Consider the following 20505-nt stretch of genomic DNA (forward strand, 5'->3'; position numbering starts at 1 on the left):
ATTAAAAGTTAATACTAATCTTAATAATTAACACTTTTAAATAACAAATTATATATTATACTATAAAAGGTATCTAAACGCTGAGATTTGACTCCGTTTAGATACCTTTAAACTTTACATTGTTATATGATAATTATTTTTATCAACCTTTATTTCTTTTTCAAAAACTTTATAATATTCTGATTCATGTCCTCTTAAATCAATATTGTCCATTAATTTTATATTTTTAACTATATTATTATCTATTGCTTCTAAAAACTCATCTTTATTTCTAACTAACTCTGTTTCCTTTGCAACATTATAATAAGTATATCCAAAGACTCTTTTTTCGTGGATTAACTGATTATTATCACAATTTAAAATTCCACCATCTCTAAATTGCCCCCTTATTTCAATTGGAGAATTTATTTTTATATCTCCTTTTAAATAAACCTTTGAATCTTTTCCTAAAATGTCAAGTCCAACTCCAGATTTATTTTGTAAATCAAGATTATTTAAGGTTACTACTCCATTTTCAACCTTTAATCCATTACCCTTTTCTTGATTATTTACTATTTTACAATCATTAATATGAATATTATTTCCCTCTAAAATGTTTACTGCTCTATTAAAGTTAGACTCTATGAAAACATTTTCTAAAGTTATGTCATCTCCTGATATAGTAATAAGGTTATTCTTATTATTTAAAGTTTCATCATCATCCTTACATACTATATTTAAATTTTTTAGCACAATTCCATCTCCCTGTAGTGTAAAAAAATCTCTATTAAGATTTTCAGCTAATTTAGGAACATAGATACTATATCCTTGACCATCTATTACAACATTTGAACTCTTAATATCTACTCCACTAGAAATTAAATTGCTAAGGTCAATGTCCCTTGATAATTTTATCTCTTCTAAGTTCCCATCATTTATTATTTTTAAGAATTCTTCTGTATCCCCTACTGTTTTTTCTATTCTAAAAATATTATTATATCTTTTACTATGACTTATACTTTGATTTATAACTGAATTATCTTTGTTTTTCTCTATTAAATTTACTTCTTTGCCTAAAACTACGCTACTGGAGAGGTTATTTACTACTATAGCAGTTGCTATTATTTTTGCCACCTTTTTATGTGCCATACTAAACTCACCTCTTCTTATTATTTTTCTTATATTTCTATTATGAACTAATTATATCATTTTTTGTATAGGTTTTCAAAAAATAAATTATAGATTTTTTTGACATATCATAGATTTTTTTTAACTCTACTAAAATCTTATAATTTATTAATGTATATTATATGTTTTTAAAACCCTATACCTTTAAGGACGCCTTGCCAAATCATGGAAAACAAAGCATTATTCTTTCCTTAATTAAATAAAATAACTACTATAAGCTAAAATTTCTATATTAGTCTAAATTATATATTCTATTATAATTGAGAAAGTTAAAATTTAAATACAAAAAGGTTATAACATGTTTCATAAATTAAAATCCTTATTACAATTAATATAAGATAATAATTTAATAATAAATCATATTATAACCTAAGTTTAAAGTTAAGAATTTAAAATTTCTACCTAATTAGTAAATCAATTAATAAATAAAATAAATTTAAAATATCTATTTTTACGAATTAGTAATAAAGTTTAAAGAACTTTCCCAAATTCTTTAAGTACCTCTAACACCTTATTCTCCTCCATAGGTGAAAAATATTCAATATACTCACTGTGATTAAATCTTGTAAATAAGTCCTTTGACATATCCATCCACTCTTCTAATATATAAACCCATATTATTTCACTAGTTGGACAACTTAATATAAATGATTCCACTCCAAAAAAGCTATACTCTACAATATCATGAAGTTTTGTTAATTTAACATAATCTTCAACAACTTTAGTAGTTAATTTATATTCATATATATCCACATAGAAAAAGTCAAAGTTTTCTCTCTTAGCTTTAAACCCATCTCCTTTTACTATTCTTATCTTAGGATTTTCTCCAAAGTTTTCTAAGTATAAGTCAATTATTTCTTCACTCATTTCATAGACAACTATTTCTCTTACTTGATCCCTTTTTACTATTTCCTGAACAAAGTATCCTAATCCTAAGCCTAGAACCCCTACCTTACCCTTTGCTCTCTTTATACTTTCAAAAGCTCCTTGAATCTCCTGTGGTGAAATTCTCATCCAAAGCTTTTCTCCTTCATATAGTTCTATAGGACTTTCTTTTAATATCTGCTTATGCTCATATAAATAGCCATCAAATTCTTTTCCTTCACTATACTTAATAGTAAAGTTACCCTTTTTGCTCTCTTTTATTTTTTCTTTATATTCTTTTATTTTTTCCTCACAATAATCTATGTTATATGGTATCATACTTTTTCCTTTCTAACCTTCTCAGAAAACAATTTATTTTATTAATATATATTTTAACACAATATCACTTTATATATATAAATATAGTTTTATGATTTAAATCATTAATAATATAAAACAAATTTAACTCTTTTATTTTAATTTGATGTAAGAAACTTCTCAACAAATTTTTTATAAAAAATTTTATATTATTACAAAAATATCATAATTATTTTCTACTTTTTACTATTTATATATAAAATAGAAATTTCCATTTTAAATTCCTACTAAAATAGTCTTGATTTATTTTGTTTAAAATTATATAATTTAATCAATTAATATTAATTATTAATTAATTGAAATTAAGTAGGTGATCAAATGAAAAAGGTAGCAATGAGCGATGATGCTTATATTGAATTTAAAGAGTTCCTAAAATCAAATGATATAGATAGTGATGTTATTAGAATAAACTTTGGTGGGAACGGACCTATGGGCCCTATGTTTTATGTAACTGCAGGAGAAAAAAATGAAGGTGATGAGGTTGAAGTAATAAAAGACTTAACTTTTGTTATTGATTCTTCTTTAATCGATGTATTTTTAGGTTTCTCAATACTTTCTGATGAAGAAAACTTTGGAGAAGGATTAACTCTTGATCCATTAATGAGCGACTATGAAGGTGGCGGTTGTAGTGGAAACTGTGGTAGCTGTGGTAGCTGTCACTAATTATAATATTTCTATTTTAGTGTGATATTATTTTAAAATATATTAATAATAAACTATATAAGGCAATTTTGCTTTAAATTAAAATTTAGGAGGAAATAGATATGTCAGTTGTTAAAATGAGCAATGAAGCTTATACTGAGTTCAAATCTTTTCTACAAGAAAACGGCGTAGAAAAATTTGACATAAGAATAAATCTAGCAGGAGTTGGCTGAGGCGGCCCAGTATTTAATATTGTTCTGGATGAACAATCAGATAATGATGAAGTTGTTAAAATTGAAGATATAACATTCTTCGTTGATAAAGAACTTGTTAAAGATTTTGAAGGATTCACTCTGCTTTCTTCAGATGAAAATGGTGGTAGAGGATTATCATTAAAACCAGTTAAAGAAAGCGAAGGCGGATGCTCTTCTTGCTCAAGCTGTCATTAATTTTTACATATAGAGATGGATTTTATTCCATCTCTATTTTTTTATCTTCTCTTAAATTAACCTTCTAATAAAAAATAAATTTAACTTATATAAATATAAATTTTATTTAAGTATTTTAAAATTAATTTATACTACTTAAAATACTAAGGAAATTTAATTCACTCTTCTTCACTTTATTCTTTAAAAATTTTTAAACTAAATTAAATTTCAATATTTTTACTAATATGGTTGTTTATGTTTAATTTTAGTATTATAATTTAATAAACGCTTTATTTTTAAGGAGGAGAGATAATGAATACAACTCTAGCAAACCTAACTCCAACTAAAGAACAAAGAAAATACCAAGAAGATGAACTAATAGCTTTTTTAGACCTTCAATTGAATACATTTACAGCTAATTCTGAAAATAATGATGAAGCTCCTTCTTTATTAAAACAAGAGACTTCATTTAACACAGATATATGGATAGAAAATTTATTTAAATTTGGATTTAAGAAAGTTATTTTAACTGCTAAGCTTAATAATGGTGTTTGTTTATGGCAAAGCAATTGTTCAAAAGTTAATATAAATACTTTTTCTTTAGAGAATAATTATGATGATTTAGTAAAAAAAGTTAGTAAATCTTGTAAAAAGTTTGGACTTAAATTTGGTATTCATCTTACTTTAAAAGATTATCTCACTTTAAACTTAACTCCTGAAGAATATGATAATTACTACGCGTCTCAATTAAAAGAACTTATGACTAATTATTCACAAATAAGTGAAGTTATTATGGATATGACCTCTTTAGATGAATATTATGACTCCCTTGATTTTGAAAGATACTTTAAAGTAGTTAAAGAAATAAATCCTAAATGTATCATATCTAGCCCTATTGGACCAGATGTACGTTGGACATATTATTCTGATATAGAGTCATCTAAAAACTATTTCTACTCTTCTATAAATTTAAATCTTTTAAAAGAAGATTTTAACAATGAAGAAATTAGAAAAGGAAATATTTATGGAGACACTTGGATTGTTGGAGAAAGTATTTACTCCCTATCTGACTGCTTAAACCATAATAAAGATTCATTATCAAATTTAAAACATGTGTATAATAATTCATTAGGAAGAAATACAAACTTGGTATTAGTTTTATCTCCTAATACAGATGGATTATTAAATCATAAGGAATTAAGCTTACTTTCTGATTTTTCTAAATATATAAAAGAAACTTTTTCTAATAACCTTATTAAGGGTTCTTCTATATTAGCTACAAATTCATCTTCTAGCGATAGCTATAATTTAATTGATGACTACAAAAAATCTTATTGGATAGCTAATGAAAATGCTGTTAACCCTTATATAGAGATAGATTTTAAAACTATCACTGAATTTAATATTTTAGAAATTAGAGAGTGGATTGCTGAAGGTCAAAATGTAGAAGAATTTAAAGTTTATGCATATAACAATGGTTGGTTTGAACTTTATAATGGTACTTCTATTGGATATAGACATATAGCAAAACTTAATAATATCAAAACTGATAAAATTAAAATTTCATTTACTAAATATAAAAACCCACCTATGATTAATCATATTGGTGCATATTTAGGATAATTTTAATAAATAATGTTTTATAAAATACAAAAATAAATATAGAAAGTTAAAGCAAAAAACTATCCTTAATAGAGTTTTTTGCTTTTTAAAGAAAAAAGGTTGTATCAAAACTTATATTTAAAACTTATAAATATATTTTCTTTATATTTTTCATAAGTTTTATTGATTTTTGTTTTGGTACAACCCTCTTTTATTTTACTGTTAAATTAAAATAATTTTTTTGTAAATATAATTAAGTAAAGTTGTATTAAGAATAAAATTCCATTAAAATTATTCTTATAATATAATTGCAATATTTTATATTTACTGGAGGCGTAAAAAATGAATATAGCTTATGACTTTATAATTGCTTTAATATTAGCATTTGTATTAGTAATGATGAAGCAATATGTTTTTGCACTAATTGTTGTAGTAATCTATGCTTTATACAAATATAATAAGAAAAAGCCTTATATTTTAGCTTACAAAGGTAATGTTTCCTTTAGAAATGGTGAAAGAGAAAAAGCTCTAGAACTTTATAAAAAAGCTTGTACATATAAAAATGCTAGTGATAGCATAAGACTTCAATATGCATACCTTACTCTTTACTTAGGAAATTTAGAAGAAGCCACTAAGCTTCTAAGTGCTATTGATTATGATAAACTACCAGAGAGATTAAGAGCTTCTTATACAATGACAGATTCTCTTATAACTTGGAAAAATGGTGATTTAAAAAAGGCTATTGAAAACTTAAAAAATCTTCATACACAATATGAACACACAACTGTTTATGAGACTTTAGGTTATTTCTTAATATTAGATAAAAGATATGAAGAAGCCTTAGAATATAACCTTTTAGCTTATGAATATGATCAAGATAACAAAGTTATAATGGATAACTTAGCTCAATCTTATTACTTCACTGGAAATATAGAAAAGGCTAAGGAAGTATATACTAAACTTTTAGACGAAGATCCTGGAATACCAGAGCCATATTATTATTATGGCTTAATCCTAAGAGATGAAGGAGACACTAAAGGAGCTTTAGAATCTTTCGATAAAGCCTTAACTAAAAGAGAGTCTTATCTTTCAGCCCTTAATAAGGATAAAATTAGAGCTGCTATACAAGAATTAAACATATAGTAAAAGCGGGCTATATAAAAATATAATAATAAAACTTACAAACATATTCTGAGAATTACTAATTTCCCTTAATACTGTTTGTAAGTTTTATAAAAAGTTATTTTTATAAAAGCCCCTTTAATTTTACTTTTCTAAGGCTTTATTAAATTTTTCCTCTATAAATTTTCTTGAATTCTTTATCTCAACTCTGTAGTCACCAGTACCTGTGTACCAGAACTCAGTAACAAATCTTCTTACTCCCATATTATATGATTCTTTTATTATACTTTCAAAATCAACATGTCCAGTTCCAAATGGAATTTCTCTAAACTTACCTGGTTTTGTTTCCTTAAGATGAACAGCCATTATATGACCTTTACCACTTCTTAAATCTTCAATAACATTTTTATTATATTTAGTAGCGGCATTAGTTATATTTCCACAGTCAGGATAAACCCCTAAATATGGTGAATCAATCTTTTTAACATAATTCATGGCTTTTTCAACTGTGTTCATAAACTCAGTCTCCATAGTTTCAAAAGCTAAAATTATTCCTGATCTAGCAGCCATTTCAACAGATTTTTTTAGATTTTCATAAAATAATTTTCTTGTTTCTTCACTACCCTCTTCATAGTAAACATCATACCCTGCTAATTGAATTATCCTAATTCCTAAATCATCAGCTAGCTCTATGGCCTTCTCCATTATTCTCATACCACGATTTCTAGTTGTTTCATCTGCACTTCCTATAGGATATTTTCTATGTCCACTAAGACACATGGTTCTTATTGGAAGACCAACTTCATACATAAGGTCTACTAAAACCTGTCTTTCTTCTTTTGTCATATCAAGTCTTTTTAATTTTTCATCAGTTTCATCTATGCTAACCTCTAAAAAATCAAAATTATTCTCTTTTGCACATTGAAGCTTTTCTCTCCAAGTAAGTGTATTAGGCATAGCTTTCTCATATAATCCAATAAAATATTCCTTCATTTTAATCCGCTCCTTTTCTTAAGCTCCTGTTTGTCCATAGTAAGCATTTGGACCATGCTTTCTTGAAAAGTGTTTATTTAATAAGTCATCAGACATACTATCTACATTTTTATTTGCTAATATTTCTGTGTTATATGCCATCATTGCCACTTCTTCTAGAACAACAGCATTATGAACAGCATCTTTAGCATCCTTTCCCCAAGTAAATGGACCATGATTTTTAACAAGTACTGCTGGAATATTCTCTGGATTCATGTCTTTGAATCTTTCAACAATTACAACCCCTGTATTATATTCATAATTTCCTTCAATCTCTTCTCTAGTCATATCTCTTGTACAAGGGATTTCATCTGCAAAATAATCTGCCTGAGTTGTTCCATATGGCTTTATTCCTCTTCCTGCTTGAGCAAATATTGTTGCCCATCTAGAATGTGTATGAACTATTCCTCCTATATTCTTAAACTCCTTGTAAAGTTTCAAGTGAGTATCTGTATCTGATGAAGGTTTATATTTCCCTTCAACAATATTTCCCTCTAAATCAACCACAACCATATCTTCTGGTTTCATTGTGTCATACTCAACTCCTGATGGTTTAATTACAACAAGTCCTTTTTCTCTATCTATGGCAGAAACATTCCCCCATGTAAAAGTTACTAAATTATATTTTGGAAGAAGCATATTAGCTTCGTAAACTTCTTTTTTTAAGTTCTCTAACATATAAAAGATCCTCCTTAGACTCTTAATAACCCTTATAACAAAATTTATTCTTAAGTATTTAATATTAATTCACTTAATAAACTTTAAAATAAAGCTCTCTTATTAGTTAACAAAGTAAGACAAACTTATTATCTTCTATTAATCAGTAACAATATATAAGGCAGCTTGTCCTAACTCTCTATTTGCAGATATTATTATATCTCTATCATCTTCATTTAAAACGGCAACATTACTTGGTCCAACCCCAGACTCAATAACTACAGTTTCAAACTCTAATTTTTCTTTATCAGTACATTGAATATAAAATAAATCCTTATCGCATCTTCTATAACCACCTATTATAGTTGGAACTCCTCTTAGCTTGCCACCCCAAACAACATGTCCAAAATCCATTTCTTTTGGATACTCATAAATAATTTTATATTCATCTCCATACTTTTTATTTATTCTAAAATGTTTACCATGGAATTCTTCAATAGTAACTAATTCATCTTCACCATCTTCATCTATATCTACAACAGCTACATCACTTGTAGGTCTATCCATTATTTTTTCAACATTCCATTCCTCATCATCACTTTGAGGTGGTGTTACTCTAAATACTCCTTCTTGAGATGTTACTAAACCAACCATTTTTCCATTATGATATGCTCTACAATATCCATGATTTTTAGTTAATCCTTCTTTTATAACCTTAAGCTCAATAGGTTTATTTAAATCTTCTGGAATTTCTCCTACATATATCTTACCTGGATCGCTCCAATCATCTTTAAATTGCTTACTATTACATAAAACTGCTCCTAAAAAATATAACTTTCCATTAGCTTCTAAAATATCGAAACGATGTAAATATGGTAGCTTAAATAATGTTTTTATTTCCCACTTTCCATTTTCATATCTTCCCCATACTATCTCAGCATCTTCTGATTGAAATGTAGGGAAAAATCTTTGAACTGCTAGAAAATCTCCATTTTTTCCTGGGATAGGAATTATAGACATTGTTCCTCCTGGGCCATCCCAAACAGTTGATTGTTTAAAATCATCTCCCTCATACATGAAGCAAGGACCTTCTCCTTCAGTTGCTATAAGTATTTTTCTATCTCCATCAATAACAGTACTACTTGTTGCATAACATCTATGTAAGTCAGTTAAAAACTTCTTTTCTATTTTCATCTTATATTCCTCCTAGATTATAAATAATTAAAATAAAGTCTTATTTATAACATAGTACCTATCTCTTAACACTCTAAGAAATAAGTACTATATCATAACTTTTATATTTATTTGTTTACTATATTTTCTACAATCTTTTCTTCAATTTCTTTTTCTGATAAAAGGTTTTTAAGTCCTATAACGATAGTTCCTGAAGCCTTTGCTTTATCGAAATTTCCTTTTAATGCATCTGAACAGAATACTACATCATAACTTGAAGCTTCTGTTTTTGCTGCTCCTATACTTGTATGATGAATTGATACAGGAATATTTAACTTTTTAAATATCTTCTCTATTTTCATTTTTATAATTTGACTTGATCCCATTCCATTTCCACATGCTGCTATTACTTTTAACATAAATATCTCCTCCTAATTAACACCAATTATTTTTATCTATTTTATTTTGATAGTTAGTACTTAACAAAGTGGTACTAACTATCAATTGATTTAAATCTAATTTTGTACTCTTTCCTTTTCTTTGTCTTCTAAATATCCTTCATAATCTTCAACTAACTTGAAGTAACCCTTTTTATTTTTAAAATATTGAATTTGTGGTATTAAAAGCATTCCTACTACTGCTATTCCAACCCCTACATAAGCAAACTTGTCCATAAGAACTCCAACTACTGGCCATAATGTATCCCAGTCAAAGTTTCCATGCCATCCTCCAAATTGAGCTAATCCAAAATAGTAAGCGGCAAATGCTCCACCTAAAACTTGTATAACTCCTGAAACGAATGGAATTATCATGGCAGCCTTCAATCCACCTTTTCTGTTAGCGAACACTGCAAATGTAGCATTATCAAAGAATAATGGTACGAATCCACTTATTATAAGTACTGGACTTTGGAAAACTACAAGTCCTATTATTGCTATAAATTGACCTACTGCTCCAAATAAGAATCCAATAGTAACTGCATTTGGATGTCCAAATCCATAAGTTGCTGCACAGTCTACAGCTGGTACTGATCCTGGAAGTATTTTATTTGAAATACCTTGGAATGATTCAGTAAGTTCTGAAACGAACATTCTAACACCCATTTGTAATATACTTAAATAAACTGCAAAGTTAAGTGATTTTTCTAGTATGTAAAATAAGAAATTTGTATTTTGATCAAATCCCTTATCGATTGTATGCATTAAATCTGGTCCTAGTATTCCCATAATTATTCCGAAGAAAACAGTCATTAATATACCAGTTGCTACAACGTTATCACTAAATATAGATAAGAATCCTGGAAGTTCTAAATCCTCAATACTCTTTTTACTATTTCCTATTTTTCCAGCTATTTTATCAGTTATCCAAACTCCTAACATTTGTTGGTGACCTATTGCAAATCCACCACCTTCAGTAAGGTCTTGGCATGGTTCAACTGTAAGATTAGAAAATACTGCCCAGTATGTTCCAAGAAGTAATCCTAACATTACTACTACTCCCATATTACTTAAGTTTGGGAAACAGAAAAATACTAACCATAAAGCTGTAGCTGATTGTTGTACCATTACATGTCCTGTAATAAATACTGTACGAACCTTTGTAAATTTTCTAAGTAATACAAGCACTAAGTTAAATAAGAATGCTATAAGTAAAACTACCATCATCATAGAAAAAGATTTTCCTATATTCCCTATAGCCTCTTGAGCCGCCGTTTGTCCAAAATAAGGATCTATAACTGCCGCCTGTAAATTAAATCTATCTTTAAGGCCTGCAAGAATTGGACGGAAGTTACTAACAAGTCCACCTGCTGCAACATTTAAAATTAAATAACCGACTGTTGCCTTTATAAATCCTGCCAAAGCATCATAAAAAGGTCTCTTAAGTAACAAGTAACCAATAAGAACTATAAATCCAATGAAAAATGCAGGTTTTGTCAGAATGTTATTTTGGAAAAACTCCCAAATGTAGATTATAAAATCCATAATACTTCTCCTCCCATATCCCTTTTCTTAACTTGTTCCAATATTATGTAAACTGTTTTAATTTATAACTTAACTGAAAACTAAATAAGATTAGACTTAAATATTTACTATAATTTCTACAGTACTTTAGTTTAAAACCTATCTAAAGCACTGTAGAAACTTTAAAACTTATTTTTTCAAAATCTCTTATACTAATTTTTTAAGATCCTCAACTGATTGAGCTTCTAAAAGCTTTTCTACAGTTTCTTCATCTGAAATTAACTCAACCATTTTAGTTAAATTCTTTAAATGTACTTCATTATCTACTGAAGCTAAAACAAAGAATAATTGAGCATCATACTCTTCCCCTTCACCAAAACTCACTGGAGTATTCGTTTTCATAAAGCATATAGCTGTTTCATTAACTCCATGTCCTTCTTGTGCATGTGGTATAGCAATCTTTGGCGCAATTACTATATATGGTCCATGTTTTTTAATACTATTTATTATTAAATCTGCATACTCTTTTTCGATAACTTTTTCTTTTTCTAAGGGAGCACATGCAGCCTTAACTGCATCCTCCCAATTATCAAAGCCATCATGAAAAGAATATCTACCTTTTTCTATTAATTCTTTTAACATGATAATTTCCTCCACTCTTAAATCTTATAGGAATGAGTTATATGGTAAGTTTATATCTACAGAGAAACAGTCATCGAATCCTCTTGGATAATGATATTCTCTCTTATCCTTATCTTCTGGGAATGTAAACTTTCCACCTACTTGCCATATAAATGGTGTAAATTTATATTGTAATCTATATTTTTTCATGTCGTATAATGCTAATATTTCATTTGTATCAGCTTGGAAGTTTGACCATATATCATGATGGAATGGTATTACTACTTGAGTATTTAACGCTTCAGCCATTCTTAAAATATCTACTGATGTCATTTTATCTGTAATACCTCTTGGGTTTTCTCCATATGATCCAAGAGCAACATCTATTTTATAATCATTTCCATGCTTAGCATAATAATTTGAATAATGTGAATCTCCACTATGATAAAGATTTCCTCCTGGAGTTTCTATTAAATAGTTAACAGCCTTATAATCCATATCTACTGGCATTTTTCCTCTTAAATCTCCTTCTGGAGGAGCTGTTATTAAAGCTGTTCTATCAAAAGATTCTAAAGCATGTAATTGAATATCTTTTATTTTTATTACATCTCCTGGTTTAACAACTATACATCTTTCCTTTGGTACTCCCCATCCTATCCATTTATCAACACATGCTTGTGGTCCTATAAATGGAACATCTTCTGAACAATTTTTTAAAACTGCAGCTGCAACATTTATATCTATATGATCGTTATGATCATGTGTTGATATTATTGCATCAACATTCTTTATTGCAAATGGATCTAATACAAAAGGTGCAACTCTTAAATTAGGTTGTAGTTTCTTACCTCCACACATTCTTGCCATTTGATGCTCTGGATTTATGTAAGGATTCTTCTTTGTTCTTTTTCCGCTTCCGCACCAAAAATCTATACATATGTTTGTATTTCCTTGAGTTTTAAGCCATATACCTGTACATCCAAGCCACCACATAGAAAATGTTCCTGGTTTAACCACTTCATTTTCTATCTCTTCATTTAACCAAGTTCCCCATTCTGGAAATGTATTTAAAATCCATGATTCTCTTGTTATTTCATTTACTTTACTCATAATTATACCTCCACCCTTTTTGATTGTTTTGAACATTATTAAGTTCGTTCAATCATTTTATGATTAAATTATATACTGTAATTGTTTTCTTCGCAAGTCTTTTTTGATTGTTTTTTGTTTATTCTTTATTTTTTGTGCTATTAATCAAATTATTTTCTGTTTTTATGTTCTTTTTGATTATTTTTGTTCTATTTGCGTTGATTTATACTGTTCTTTTATGTAAAATTATTATAAATAGTAATAAGAAATTTAATGTTATCTATAATAAGCTTCTGTTTTTAATTATTAAAGTTAAATACAACTTCATATTTTTTAAAATTACTATATACAAGTTTTAGTAACTTTTTCAAATTATCTATATATAACTTAATTTTAGATTTATAATATTCGGAGAGATATTTATAGAAAATAATACCAAACAATATCGGTTAGGAGGCATTTATAATGAAAAACGCAAAAGGCTTTGTTTTTAAAAGACAACAGGCAATATTGAAATATTTAAAAGAAAATAAATTTGCTAAAACAGAAGAATTAGCTACTTTATTAAAAACATCTAATATAACAATAAGAAGAGATTTTCAAAATCTAGAAAAAGAAGGAGTTATAAGAAGAAAATACGGTGGTGCTGAACTTATTGAAGGAGCTTTGAGTGAAGACCCATATTTTAATCATACCAACATTGAGAGAGAAAAAATTAAAGATTCTATAGCTAAAAAAGCTGCTGAATTTATAGAAGATGGAGATAGTATATTTATAAACTCTAGTTCAACTGCAATAAAACTCTTAGAATATATAGAAGATAAAAGAGTTATGGTAATTACAAACAATGGCAAAATATTAGGTATGAATTTATCACCTAATGTAGAAATAATACTTACAGGCGGTGAAGTATATGGAAGAAAACAATCTATGGTTGGTGATATAGCCACTCAGATAATTTCTAAAATAACTGCAACTAAATGTTTTATAGGAGTTAGTGGTATAAATGCTAATACAGGAATCAGTACATCTGTTCTCCAGGAAACCACAGTAAATATGAAGATGCTTGAAAATTGTAATGGGCCAACTTTTGTCTTAGCAGATAACTCCAAAATAGGAATACATCATAATTTTTCTAGTGGAGATATTTCTAAAGTTAATTATGTAATTACAAATGAAATTGAAGATGATAAGTCTGAACTTGAAAAATTAAGAGAAAAAGGAGTAAAAATAATATTCTCATAAAATACTATTTAAATATTTTTTTATTAAAATTTATAAAGCTTAACTAAAAAAGATAAAAGCAACATAGTTGCTTTTATCTTTTTACTTATATAGCTATATATTTTTTAAAGCTTTCATATTCTTTTCTATTCTCTAATATTTAATTTCTTTGTACTAAATTATACTCTAATTCTAATAAATATTAAGTTATTATTGTATCAATACATCCATTAGCTATAGATCTTTCTTTCAATTCATTCATATAACTATCTTCTGGACTTATAGTTCCATGAACCTTTATACCCTCTTCTCTAACTCCAAAGGGTCTATATTTTATAAGTTTATATCTACATTTATCGCCAATGATTTTAGAAACTTCATCCACTGTTTTTTCGCTATTTATTCCTTTAGCTATAACAGTTCTAACTTCATACATCTTGTCTAACTCTAATATTCTTTTTAAATTTTCTAAAACTAATTTGTTTGATGATTTAGTTAGCCAAATATTTTCTTTTTCATCAATTGACTTAACATCAAGCATAAACTTATCTGTAAGATTTATAAGCTCATCATCTAATTTAGTATTACCATTAGTATCAACAAAGCAAGTCAATCCAAGTTTTTTAACTTCTCTAAAAAGCTTTATTAAAAATTCAGAGTTTAAAGTACATTCTCCACCACTAACAGTTATTCCTCTTATAAAAAAGCTGTCTTTTTCTATCTTTTTTACAAGCTCTTCTACTGAATATTCCTTAAGTTTAGGAGAAGACATATGCTCGCATAGCTTTATACATTTATCACAAGAAATACATTCTTCCTCATCCCAAATAACTTTTCCATCACTAATTGATAAGGCACCTACTTCACAATTTTCAACGCATTTTCCACAAGATATACATTTATTTATAGTTTCAGGATTGTGGCAATACAAACACTTAAAATTACATCCTTGAAAAAATATAACCATTCTATTTCCTGGTCCATCAACACAAGAAAATGGAATTATCTTATTTATTAAAGCCATAATATCACTTACTTTCTAATTTTTCTTTCAAAGGCATGACAATTATTCTTTGCTCCCATGGCAAATAGGTCTGTATTATTAAGAACAGCCTCTCCCCTTTCAAGCTTTTCTACCTCTGAACGCTTAGCTAAATATCCAGTTACCCTTACTACATCTGCTCCACTTCCATAGACAGACATATATCTTATTCCTGAATTAAAGGCACCCTTTATAATATCAACTAAGGCTTCTGGATGATCATTATATGTATATTCAAATACAAATATATCTCCTATTCCATTATAAAAATATTTATGGAATGGTGCTGATTGAATTATATGGTTAAATAATTCTGGTTCTTCTCCAACTGGTATTCTACATCCTGGTGATACATTTTGGTCTAAATCAATTCCTACTTGTGCATGAAGAACATAGTGTCCTCCAAAGCAATTTACATGTTTAGCTTCATGCTCTGATACTATTTTATTTAATTTCTCTATTATCCTTAATCCAAGTTTATTAGCTTTTTCTGAATACCCAAATCTATCACCTTGTTTCTCTGCTCCTAATAAAGTATTTACAGCCTCTGCTAGACCTACTACTCCAAACATTCCTGTAAATAATTTTTTCTGAATAAATACTTCTTTTACTAAGAAATTAGAAGTAAAGAACTGAGTTTCCTCAACTAAAAATCTTATTCTTTCATCAATATACTGAATCATTTTAGTGCTTACATAAGGTAATACATTCTCTAAAAAGTCCTCTACTGAAGTAGCCTTCTTAGCTACCTCATTTAATTTTATTCTTACAAGGGTATATCCACCCCCACCAATATGAAATCCATTATAACAACTTGCTATAGCATATCTATCTGTTCCAAAGCTTTTCACATCCATTTTATGATTTGCAAAACTAGGTTTAGCTGTACTTAAAGCAACCTTTGCACATAAATTTATAAAACTCTCTGGAGTATTTTCTAAATCATACTTCATACTTAAATTTGGAACTGCACATTGAAGTTCATCCATAGACTCTAATATTAATCTTCCTGCTACAGTCTCTCTTGGCCCTATATTAGCATGTACAAAAGAATCAGTTAATGTTCTATCTATGTGCTTTAAAAATAATTTAATTGCTCTTTTCGCTTCCCTTTCATCTTCTATAAATGGCTCTAAAAGCTCATCTATATTTCCAAGGTAAACTGGAAATGTAGTTATTGAAGGCACATGCTTATAGAAAATTAATAGGTTATTAGTTGCTTCCCATATATCCTCTGGAACTGAAAGATTTAAAAATTCACATCCCTTTTCCATAAGTAAAGAATAATCTGGAATTATGTATCTAGGCCTAAATGGTGCATTCCCCTCAAAAAGAGTACATATACACCCTTCATCTATTAGTTTTTTTGTTTCATCATCAATATTTAACACTTCAATTGTGCTTTCTGCATAAGCAGCTAAATCTTTAATTTGCTGATGATATGTTAATGATTTATCCTTTAGTATCTCTAATACTCTATTCATACTTTTCATCCCCCTTAAAACATACAAGTATATTAATTTAGTATTTTTAAATAAATTGTAAGAAAATCAAACTTATTATAATTTAATAGATTTGAATATAAATTAATTATATATCTTTTATGTAACCGTGTACACACAATGTACACTAAAATAAACTCAAAATAACCATTTAGAAATTTCTTGACATACTAAAAACTTCTTAATTTTATTATTCTTACATAATAAAATTCTACAAAAATACTAAGCTAGAATTAATATACATTATTAAGCATTCGGTTTTGCCATTCAGTAGCAGTTCCGAAAACTTTATCCGTTATGTAAGAAATAGTTGATGGAGACATTTCAATTCTATATAATTCTTCTATTTCTGATAATTTCTTTTTTTGTTACTTTTCCTTGAGCTTTTAATTGCTCTTGGTAATTTTTTTACCTCTAATATTTTCTCTTCTCTTCTATTCTTTTTTAGAAATTATTATTGTCATATCTTTTTGCTCTTCTTCAGTAATTTCTAATAGCTCTATAAGAGTTTCATTCTTATACTTATATTGCTTATTTTTATCTAAATAACATCTTTCAGCACTCCTAGTTGCTCTTATAACTTCTCTTTCACTTAAAGCTTGTCTAAACATACTATTAAGTTCTAAAGCATCATTTAACGCCTTCTCAATGTCTTCTGTAAAGCTACAAAGGTAATATCTATATAAAAATAATATAAGCTCCCTATGCCCTTTTAAATCATATTCTCTTAGTTCACAAAGTTTTATTATGTCTTGTATCCTTCCATAATATAAACTTCTTTCTCTATAAATATAATTTATTTTACTTGGTCTACCCTTTTTCTTTTCATATGGCTTTAATTCAGGTAAAAATCCATTTTGTATTTCTCTTAAATCATAAACATATTCGTACTCATCTAATATATTTACTACTGTTTTTGATTTAGAATTTATACTTCCTGGTACTCTTAATATCCTAGTTGCATCTAATGCTTGTCTATCTGCTCCAAAACACTTTAATTGCTTATATAAATAATCTTGTACTGCTTTCCATAATGGTAATGCTTGACTAGGTACTGCATTTATTAACCAAATTAAATACATTCCTCTCCCACTATCTATTACATAATTAGGAATAGGAATACTTTGATTAAAATAGTTCTTTTCTAAGTCCATTAATACCTGATCTTTAGTTTTATAAGTTTTATAATAATCTAAGTCTATAAATAATGTATTTAACTCTTTTATGTTTTCTAACCGCCTACAAGGTTTATAAAAGGTATTTAGAGTTATATAGATATTTTCATCACTCATATCTAAATCTTTTAATTCAGCGTATTTATAGTGCCATTGGCTATATCCTTTTTTATCTATAACGCTCCTGGTTATCCACCCTTTACTTCTACTATGAATATTATCTATATAGTTTTTTTTATATTTTCATTTATTATTTTTATTAACTCATTTTTTTCTCTTTCATCTCTAAATGAATTACTAGGAATAACAATTGCATTTAAATTAGAAATATATATAAATATGTGCGTACCTATATCTTTTACTTCTTCTACTTTATCCCAACAATATGTTACATTTCCATTTTGACTTTCTTCTCTAATTCCACTTTTGTCTATAGTAAATATTAAATCAAAATCATTTTTTATATTATTTTTAAGTCTTTTTATTAACATTTTTCTATATTGAAATTCTGCCAACTTAGGATAAAACAAAATCCATGGTATAATTATAAATAAACAAAAAGCTAAAAATAAATATGAAAGTTTGTTCATAATAAAATTATTAAACCAACTAACTACTAAAAAATCAAGTATAATAAAAATTGGAAGTATAACATGTTTTATTTTTATTCTTTTTTGAATAATTGGATCTTTTTTAAATATATCCATATTCAATTTTACTAAATCATCTATACTATTTTTATATTTTATTTTCATAACGATTTCCCCAAATTAAAATATTTTATAATGTAAATTTAAGTATTAATTTTAATACAGTTATTAAGGTATGTTAACTTTTAAATTACTAACATCAGTAAAAGATATTAGAACATTAACATCAATTATTCATTTAAATCTCATTTCTTTTAAAATACATCTTATAATATTAAGAACTTCTAGTATAAGTTTTCAAGTTGCTTTATTAAAAATTACTATAAAGTTACTCTTAATTATTTAAAATATTACTATTTAATTTTAAATAACATAACCATCATTTAATATTTCTTCTCTATCTAAACCTTCATTTAAGTTAGAGTATTGTCCCTTCTTAAATATTAAATATTCTGAATAAAGTTTACTTCTTTTAGTATAATATTTTGATATTTTATGTTCTTTATTTATATAATTATTAAAGTCCTTTATATTATATATTTCTTTTATTAAGTATTTATTATTTTCATTTATAATCAAAGCATTATACTCTTCTTCTAATTTAATTATATTGGGATTATCCTTATAATTAAATTCTTTTTCAACAATAAACCTTACATCATAATTATCATCACTTACCTTGTAAATATTTTCTATTTTTATATTTGTTTTTATATTTTCTTTGTTCTTATTTTCTTCTAGATTATAAAAAAAAATTACAAAAAATCAAACGAAATACATACTCTCTATTTTCACTATTATAATCAATTAAGAAATAATCATCAATTTTTTGACTATATTTACCTATAAATTCTTGTTGTTCTAATTTAATATCTCCAATTTCAAAAAGATTAGTTAACATTTCTTTAATAGATTTATTTATATTTTTATCATTTAATTCTACTTTTCCACTATTTATCTCACTTTCTTTTTTTACTTGCATATATCCATCTAAAATAAGTGAACATTTTATTACACCAAATATACATAATATTACCAAAATAACTACCACACTTCTTTTTTTCATAAATCACCTCAATCTAATTAAAAAATAAAGACTTTCTTTAATGTTTAGAAAGTCTTTATCCTAATTATAATATATTCTATTTTAAAAATCTATTCTGTAAGGTTTCTATTTTTATCAGATTCATTTAAATTTGATACATAATAATCTAAGTATATAAACAATGTGTTTAACTCTTTTATATTTTCTAACCGTCTACAAAGTTTATAGAACATATTTAAAGTTATATAGATATTTTTTCCAATCACTAATATCTAAATCTTTTAATTCAGCGTATTTATAGTGCTATTTACTATATCCATTTTTATCTATACACTCATAGTTATGCACCCTTTCCTTCTACTATGAATATTATCTATATAGTTCTTTTTATTCAGCTTTAATGCGTTTCTCACTTATTCAACTCCCCCTTTGTAAAACTAAGAAAATTATATCATACTTTCAATACTGTTAACTATTATTAAATTCTTTATAAAAAAATAGAGTAAGTTTCAAACTTAAACTTACTCTATTTTTTATATTTTCATTTATTATTTTTATTAACTTTTCTATATTGAAATTATGCAAAATTATGATAAAACAAAATCCATGATATAATTGTAAATAAACTCAAAGCTAAAAATAAATATTAAAGTTTATTCATAATAAAATTTTTAATCATCATATTCATATTAAAAAGGAGGCTACAAACTATGATTAATGATAAAGAACTTAAAGATTTAATATTTTCAATTTTAATAATCCTTTTTGTTGTACTGAGTTTAAACATAATAGTATTTTTTTCATACAATAAGATTGCAGAAATTGATCACTCAATTTTTATTATTATATTATTATTAAATCTAATTTTTATACTAATATCATTAATTTATTTAATATTTTCAAAAAAATTAATAGCAATTCCTAATTTATTAAACTTATTTTTAGGAATTTTATTTTCATTATCTTCTTTACAAAATTTAATTATATCACTAAATATATTTTATCAAAAGTTAAATACTTTTGAATTTATATTAATTTTTATTATATTCTTTATTATCTATATTTTATTTTTGAGTTTCTTTTTGATAGCAATTAAAAATAAACTCAAAAATAAATATAGAAATTCTAAAC

At 26.4% G+C, this 20505-nt stretch carries 20 protein-coding genes and 1 pseudogene; 5 read left to right on the top strand and 16 right to left on the bottom strand.

All coding sequences use genetic code 11. The annotated features are described in order from the left end of the window. Positions 1–114: 114 nt before the first annotated feature. On the bottom strand, positions 115–1128 hold the full coding sequence (locus I6G60_RS13070) for a pectate lyase-like adhesive domain-containing protein (protein WP_003457081.1): 1014 nt from the start codon (positions 1126–1128) through the stop codon (positions 115–117). Positions 1129–1638: 510 nt separating this feature from the next. Then, the gene (locus I6G60_RS13075; protein ID WP_078233402.1) at positions 1639–2370 is read right to left on the bottom strand and encodes a hypothetical protein; all 732 of its coding nucleotides are present in this window, start codon (positions 2368–2370) and stop codon (positions 1639–1641) included. Between the two features lie 357 nt (positions 2371–2727). Here I6G60_RS13075 and I6G60_RS13080 point away from each other — a divergent pair, with 357 nt between their 5' ends. The 4 genes from I6G60_RS13080 (at position 2728) to I6G60_RS13095 (ending at position 6224) form a co-directional block, all read left to right on the top strand. Beyond that, complete coding sequence (locus tag I6G60_RS13080) at positions 2728–3072, top strand: HesB-like protein (protein ID WP_003453095.1); 345 nt, start codon at positions 2728–2730, stop codon at positions 3070–3072. 101 nt (positions 3073–3173) lie between these two features. Continuing rightward, positions 3174–3500 (top strand): HesB-like protein, encoded by a 327-nt coding sequence (locus I6G60_RS13085; protein ID WP_011590297.1) that lies wholly within the window; start codon positions 3174–3176, stop codon positions 3498–3500. Between the two features lie 291 nt (positions 3501–3791). Further along, positions 3792–5102, top strand: coding sequence for an alpha-L-fucosidase (locus I6G60_RS13090; protein WP_096071634.1), 1311 nt, complete (start codon positions 3792–3794; stop codon positions 5100–5102). Between the two features lie 321 nt (positions 5103–5423). Further along, on the top strand, positions 5424–6224 hold the full coding sequence (locus I6G60_RS13095) for a tetratricopeptide repeat protein (protein ID WP_003457085.1): 801 nt from the start codon (positions 5424–5426) through the stop codon (positions 6222–6224). 123 nt (positions 6225–6347) lie between these two features. Here the strand turns inward: I6G60_RS13095 and I6G60_RS13100 are convergent, their stop codons facing one another. From I6G60_RS13100 to ulaG, 7 genes are all read right to left on the bottom strand, one after another. Beyond that, positions 6348–7196, bottom strand: coding sequence for an L-ribulose-5-phosphate 3-epimerase (locus tag I6G60_RS13100; protein ID WP_003456954.1), 849 nt, complete (start codon positions 7194–7196; stop codon positions 6348–6350). 18 nt (positions 7197–7214) lie between these two features. Then, positions 7215–7913 (bottom strand): L-ribulose-5-phosphate 4-epimerase, encoded by a 699-nt coding sequence (gene araD, locus I6G60_RS13105; RefSeq protein WP_003456978.1) that lies wholly within the window; start codon positions 7911–7913, stop codon positions 7215–7217. A gap of 138 nt (positions 7914–8051) precedes the next feature. After that, positions 8052–9086 carry a hypothetical protein gene (locus I6G60_RS13110; RefSeq protein WP_003457100.1) on the bottom strand — a complete coding sequence of 345 codons (1035 nt, stop codon included), beginning with the start codon at positions 9084–9086 and terminating at the stop codon, positions 8052–8054. Between the two features lie 107 nt (positions 9087–9193). After that, positions 9194–9484 carry a PTS sugar transporter subunit IIB gene (locus I6G60_RS13115; protein ID WP_003457096.1) on the bottom strand — a complete coding sequence of 97 codons (291 nt, stop codon included), beginning with the start codon at positions 9482–9484 and terminating at the stop codon, positions 9194–9196. A gap of 96 nt (positions 9485–9580) precedes the next feature. Then, positions 9581–11047: a PTS ascorbate transporter subunit IIC gene (locus I6G60_RS13120; protein ID WP_003456976.1), complete on the bottom strand. Its 1467-nt coding sequence runs from the start codon at positions 11045–11047 to the stop codon at positions 9581–9583. A 186-nt stretch (positions 11048–11233) separates the two neighbouring features. Then, a complete protein-coding gene (locus I6G60_RS13125) occupies positions 11234–11668 on the bottom strand; it encodes a PTS sugar transporter subunit IIA (RefSeq protein WP_003457079.1) in 435 nt (144 codons plus the stop codon). A 24-nt stretch (positions 11669–11692) separates the two neighbouring features. Next, positions 11693–12757 carry an L-ascorbate 6-phosphate lactonase gene (ulaG, locus tag I6G60_RS13130; protein WP_003457064.1) on the bottom strand — a complete coding sequence of 355 codons (1065 nt, stop codon included), beginning with the start codon at positions 12755–12757 and terminating at the stop codon, positions 11693–11695. 444 nt (positions 12758–13201) lie between these two features. On the opposite strand from ulaG, the gene I6G60_RS13135 reads away from it, so the two are divergent. Continuing rightward, the gene (locus I6G60_RS13135; RefSeq protein WP_003471910.1) at positions 13202–13981 is read left to right on the top strand and encodes a DeoR/GlpR family DNA-binding transcription regulator; all 780 of its coding nucleotides are present in this window, start codon (positions 13202–13204) and stop codon (positions 13979–13981) included. Between the two features lie 181 nt (positions 13982–14162). Here the strand turns inward: I6G60_RS13135 and I6G60_RS13140 are convergent, their stop codons facing one another. The 7 genes and pseudogenes from I6G60_RS13140 to I6G60_RS15350 all read right to left on the bottom strand — a co-directional run bounded on the left by I6G60_RS13140 (position 14163) and on the right by I6G60_RS15350 (position 19395). Further along, on the bottom strand, positions 14163–14984 hold the full coding sequence (locus tag I6G60_RS13140) for a YjjW family glycine radical enzyme activase (protein WP_111744062.1): 822 nt from the start codon (positions 14982–14984) through the stop codon (positions 14163–14165). 8 nt (positions 14985–14992) lie between these two features. Beyond that, complete coding sequence (locus I6G60_RS13145; RefSeq protein WP_138329552.1) at positions 14993–16486, bottom strand: YjjI family glycine radical enzyme; 1494 nt, start codon at positions 16484–16486, stop codon at positions 14993–14995. A 254-nt stretch (positions 16487–16740) separates the two neighbouring features. Next, positions 16741–16857: pseudogene (locus I6G60_RS13150) on the bottom strand (transposase); the annotation flags it as partial. 81 nt (positions 16858–16938) lie between these two features. Then, complete coding sequence (locus I6G60_RS13155) at positions 16939–17796, bottom strand: DNA-binding response regulator (RefSeq protein ID WP_223932428.1); 858 nt, start codon at positions 17794–17796, stop codon at positions 16939–16941. 104 nt (positions 17797–17900) lie between these two features. Further along, the gene (locus I6G60_RS13160; protein ID WP_138329550.1) at positions 17901–18434 is read right to left on the bottom strand and encodes a YcxB family protein; all 534 of its coding nucleotides are present in this window, start codon (positions 18432–18434) and stop codon (positions 17901–17903) included. A 258-nt stretch (positions 18435–18692) separates the two neighbouring features. After that, positions 18693–18908 carry a hypothetical protein gene (locus tag I6G60_RS15345; RefSeq protein WP_223932427.1) on the bottom strand — a complete coding sequence of 72 codons (216 nt, stop codon included), beginning with the start codon at positions 18906–18908 and terminating at the stop codon, positions 18693–18695. Between the two features lie 163 nt (positions 18909–19071). Next, positions 19072–19395, bottom strand: a complete 324-nt coding sequence (locus I6G60_RS15350) for a hypothetical protein (protein WP_223932426.1) — start codon at positions 19393–19395, stop codon at positions 19072–19074. Positions 19396–20505: the final 1110 nt, after the last annotated feature.

This window comes from Clostridium perfringens (assembly GCF_016027375.1).
Classification (GTDB): Bacteria; Bacillota; Clostridia; order Clostridiales; family Clostridiaceae; genus Sarcina; species Sarcina perfringens.

Excerpts from the sequence above, each read along its gene's own strand:
- I6G60_RS13070 (WP_003457081.1), bottom strand. The coding sequence starts at position 1,128 with ATGGCACATAAAAAGGTGGCAAAAATAATAGCAACTGCTATAGTAGTA.
- I6G60_RS13075 (WP_078233402.1), bottom strand. The coding sequence starts at position 2,370 with ATGATACCATATAACATAGATTATTGTGAGGAAAAAATAAAAGAATAT.
- I6G60_RS13080 (WP_003453095.1), top strand. The coding sequence starts at position 2,728 with ATGAAAAAGGTAGCAATGAGCGATGATGCTTATATTGAATTTAAAGAG.
- I6G60_RS13090 (WP_096071634.1), top strand. The coding sequence starts at position 3,792 with ATGAATACAACTCTAGCAAACCTAACTCCAACTAAAGAACAAAGAAAA.
- I6G60_RS13095 (WP_003457085.1), top strand. The coding sequence starts at position 5,424 with ATGAATATAGCTTATGACTTTATAATTGCTTTAATATTAGCATTTGTA.
- I6G60_RS13100 (WP_003456954.1), bottom strand. The coding sequence starts at position 7,196 with ATGAAGGAATATTTTATTGGATTATATGAGAAAGCTATGCCTAATACA.
- araD (WP_003456978.1), bottom strand. The coding sequence starts at position 7,913 with ATGTTAGAGAACTTAAAAAAAGAAGTTTACGAAGCTAATATGCTTCTT.
- I6G60_RS13110 (WP_003457100.1), bottom strand. The coding sequence starts at position 9,086 with ATGAAAATAGAAAAGAAGTTTTTAACTGACTTACATAGATGTTATGCA.
- I6G60_RS13115 (WP_003457096.1), bottom strand. The coding sequence starts at position 9,484 with ATGTTAAAAGTAATAGCAGCATGTGGAAATGGAATGGGATCAAGTCAA.
- I6G60_RS13120 (WP_003456976.1), bottom strand. The coding sequence starts at position 11,047 with ATGGATTTTATAATCTACATTTGGGAGTTTTTCCAAAATAACATTCTG.
- I6G60_RS13125 (WP_003457079.1), bottom strand. The coding sequence starts at position 11,668 with ATGTTAAAAGAATTAATAGAAAAAGGTAGATATTCTTTTCATGATGGC.
- ulaG (WP_003457064.1), bottom strand. The coding sequence starts at position 12,757 with ATGAGTAAAGTAAATGAAATAACAAGAGAATCATGGATTTTAAATACA.
- I6G60_RS13135 (WP_003471910.1), top strand. The coding sequence starts at position 13,202 with ATGAAAAACGCAAAAGGCTTTGTTTTTAAAAGACAACAGGCAATATTG.
- I6G60_RS13140 (WP_111744062.1), bottom strand. The coding sequence starts at position 14,984 with ATGGCTTTAATAAATAAGATAATTCCATTTTCTTGTGTTGATGGACCA.
- I6G60_RS13145 (WP_138329552.1), bottom strand. The coding sequence starts at position 16,486 with ATGAATAGAGTATTAGAGATACTAAAGGATAAATCATTAACATATCAT.
- I6G60_RS13155 (WP_223932428.1), bottom strand. The coding sequence starts at position 17,796 with ATGAGTGATGAAAATATCTATATAACTCTAAATACCTTTTATAAACCT.
- I6G60_RS13160 (WP_138329550.1), bottom strand. The coding sequence starts at position 18,434 with ATGAAAATAAAATATAAAAATAGTATAGATGATTTAGTAAAATTGAAT.
- I6G60_RS15350 (WP_223932426.1), bottom strand. The coding sequence starts at position 19,395 with ATGAAAAAAAGAAGTGTGGTAGTTATTTTGGTAATATTATGTATATTT.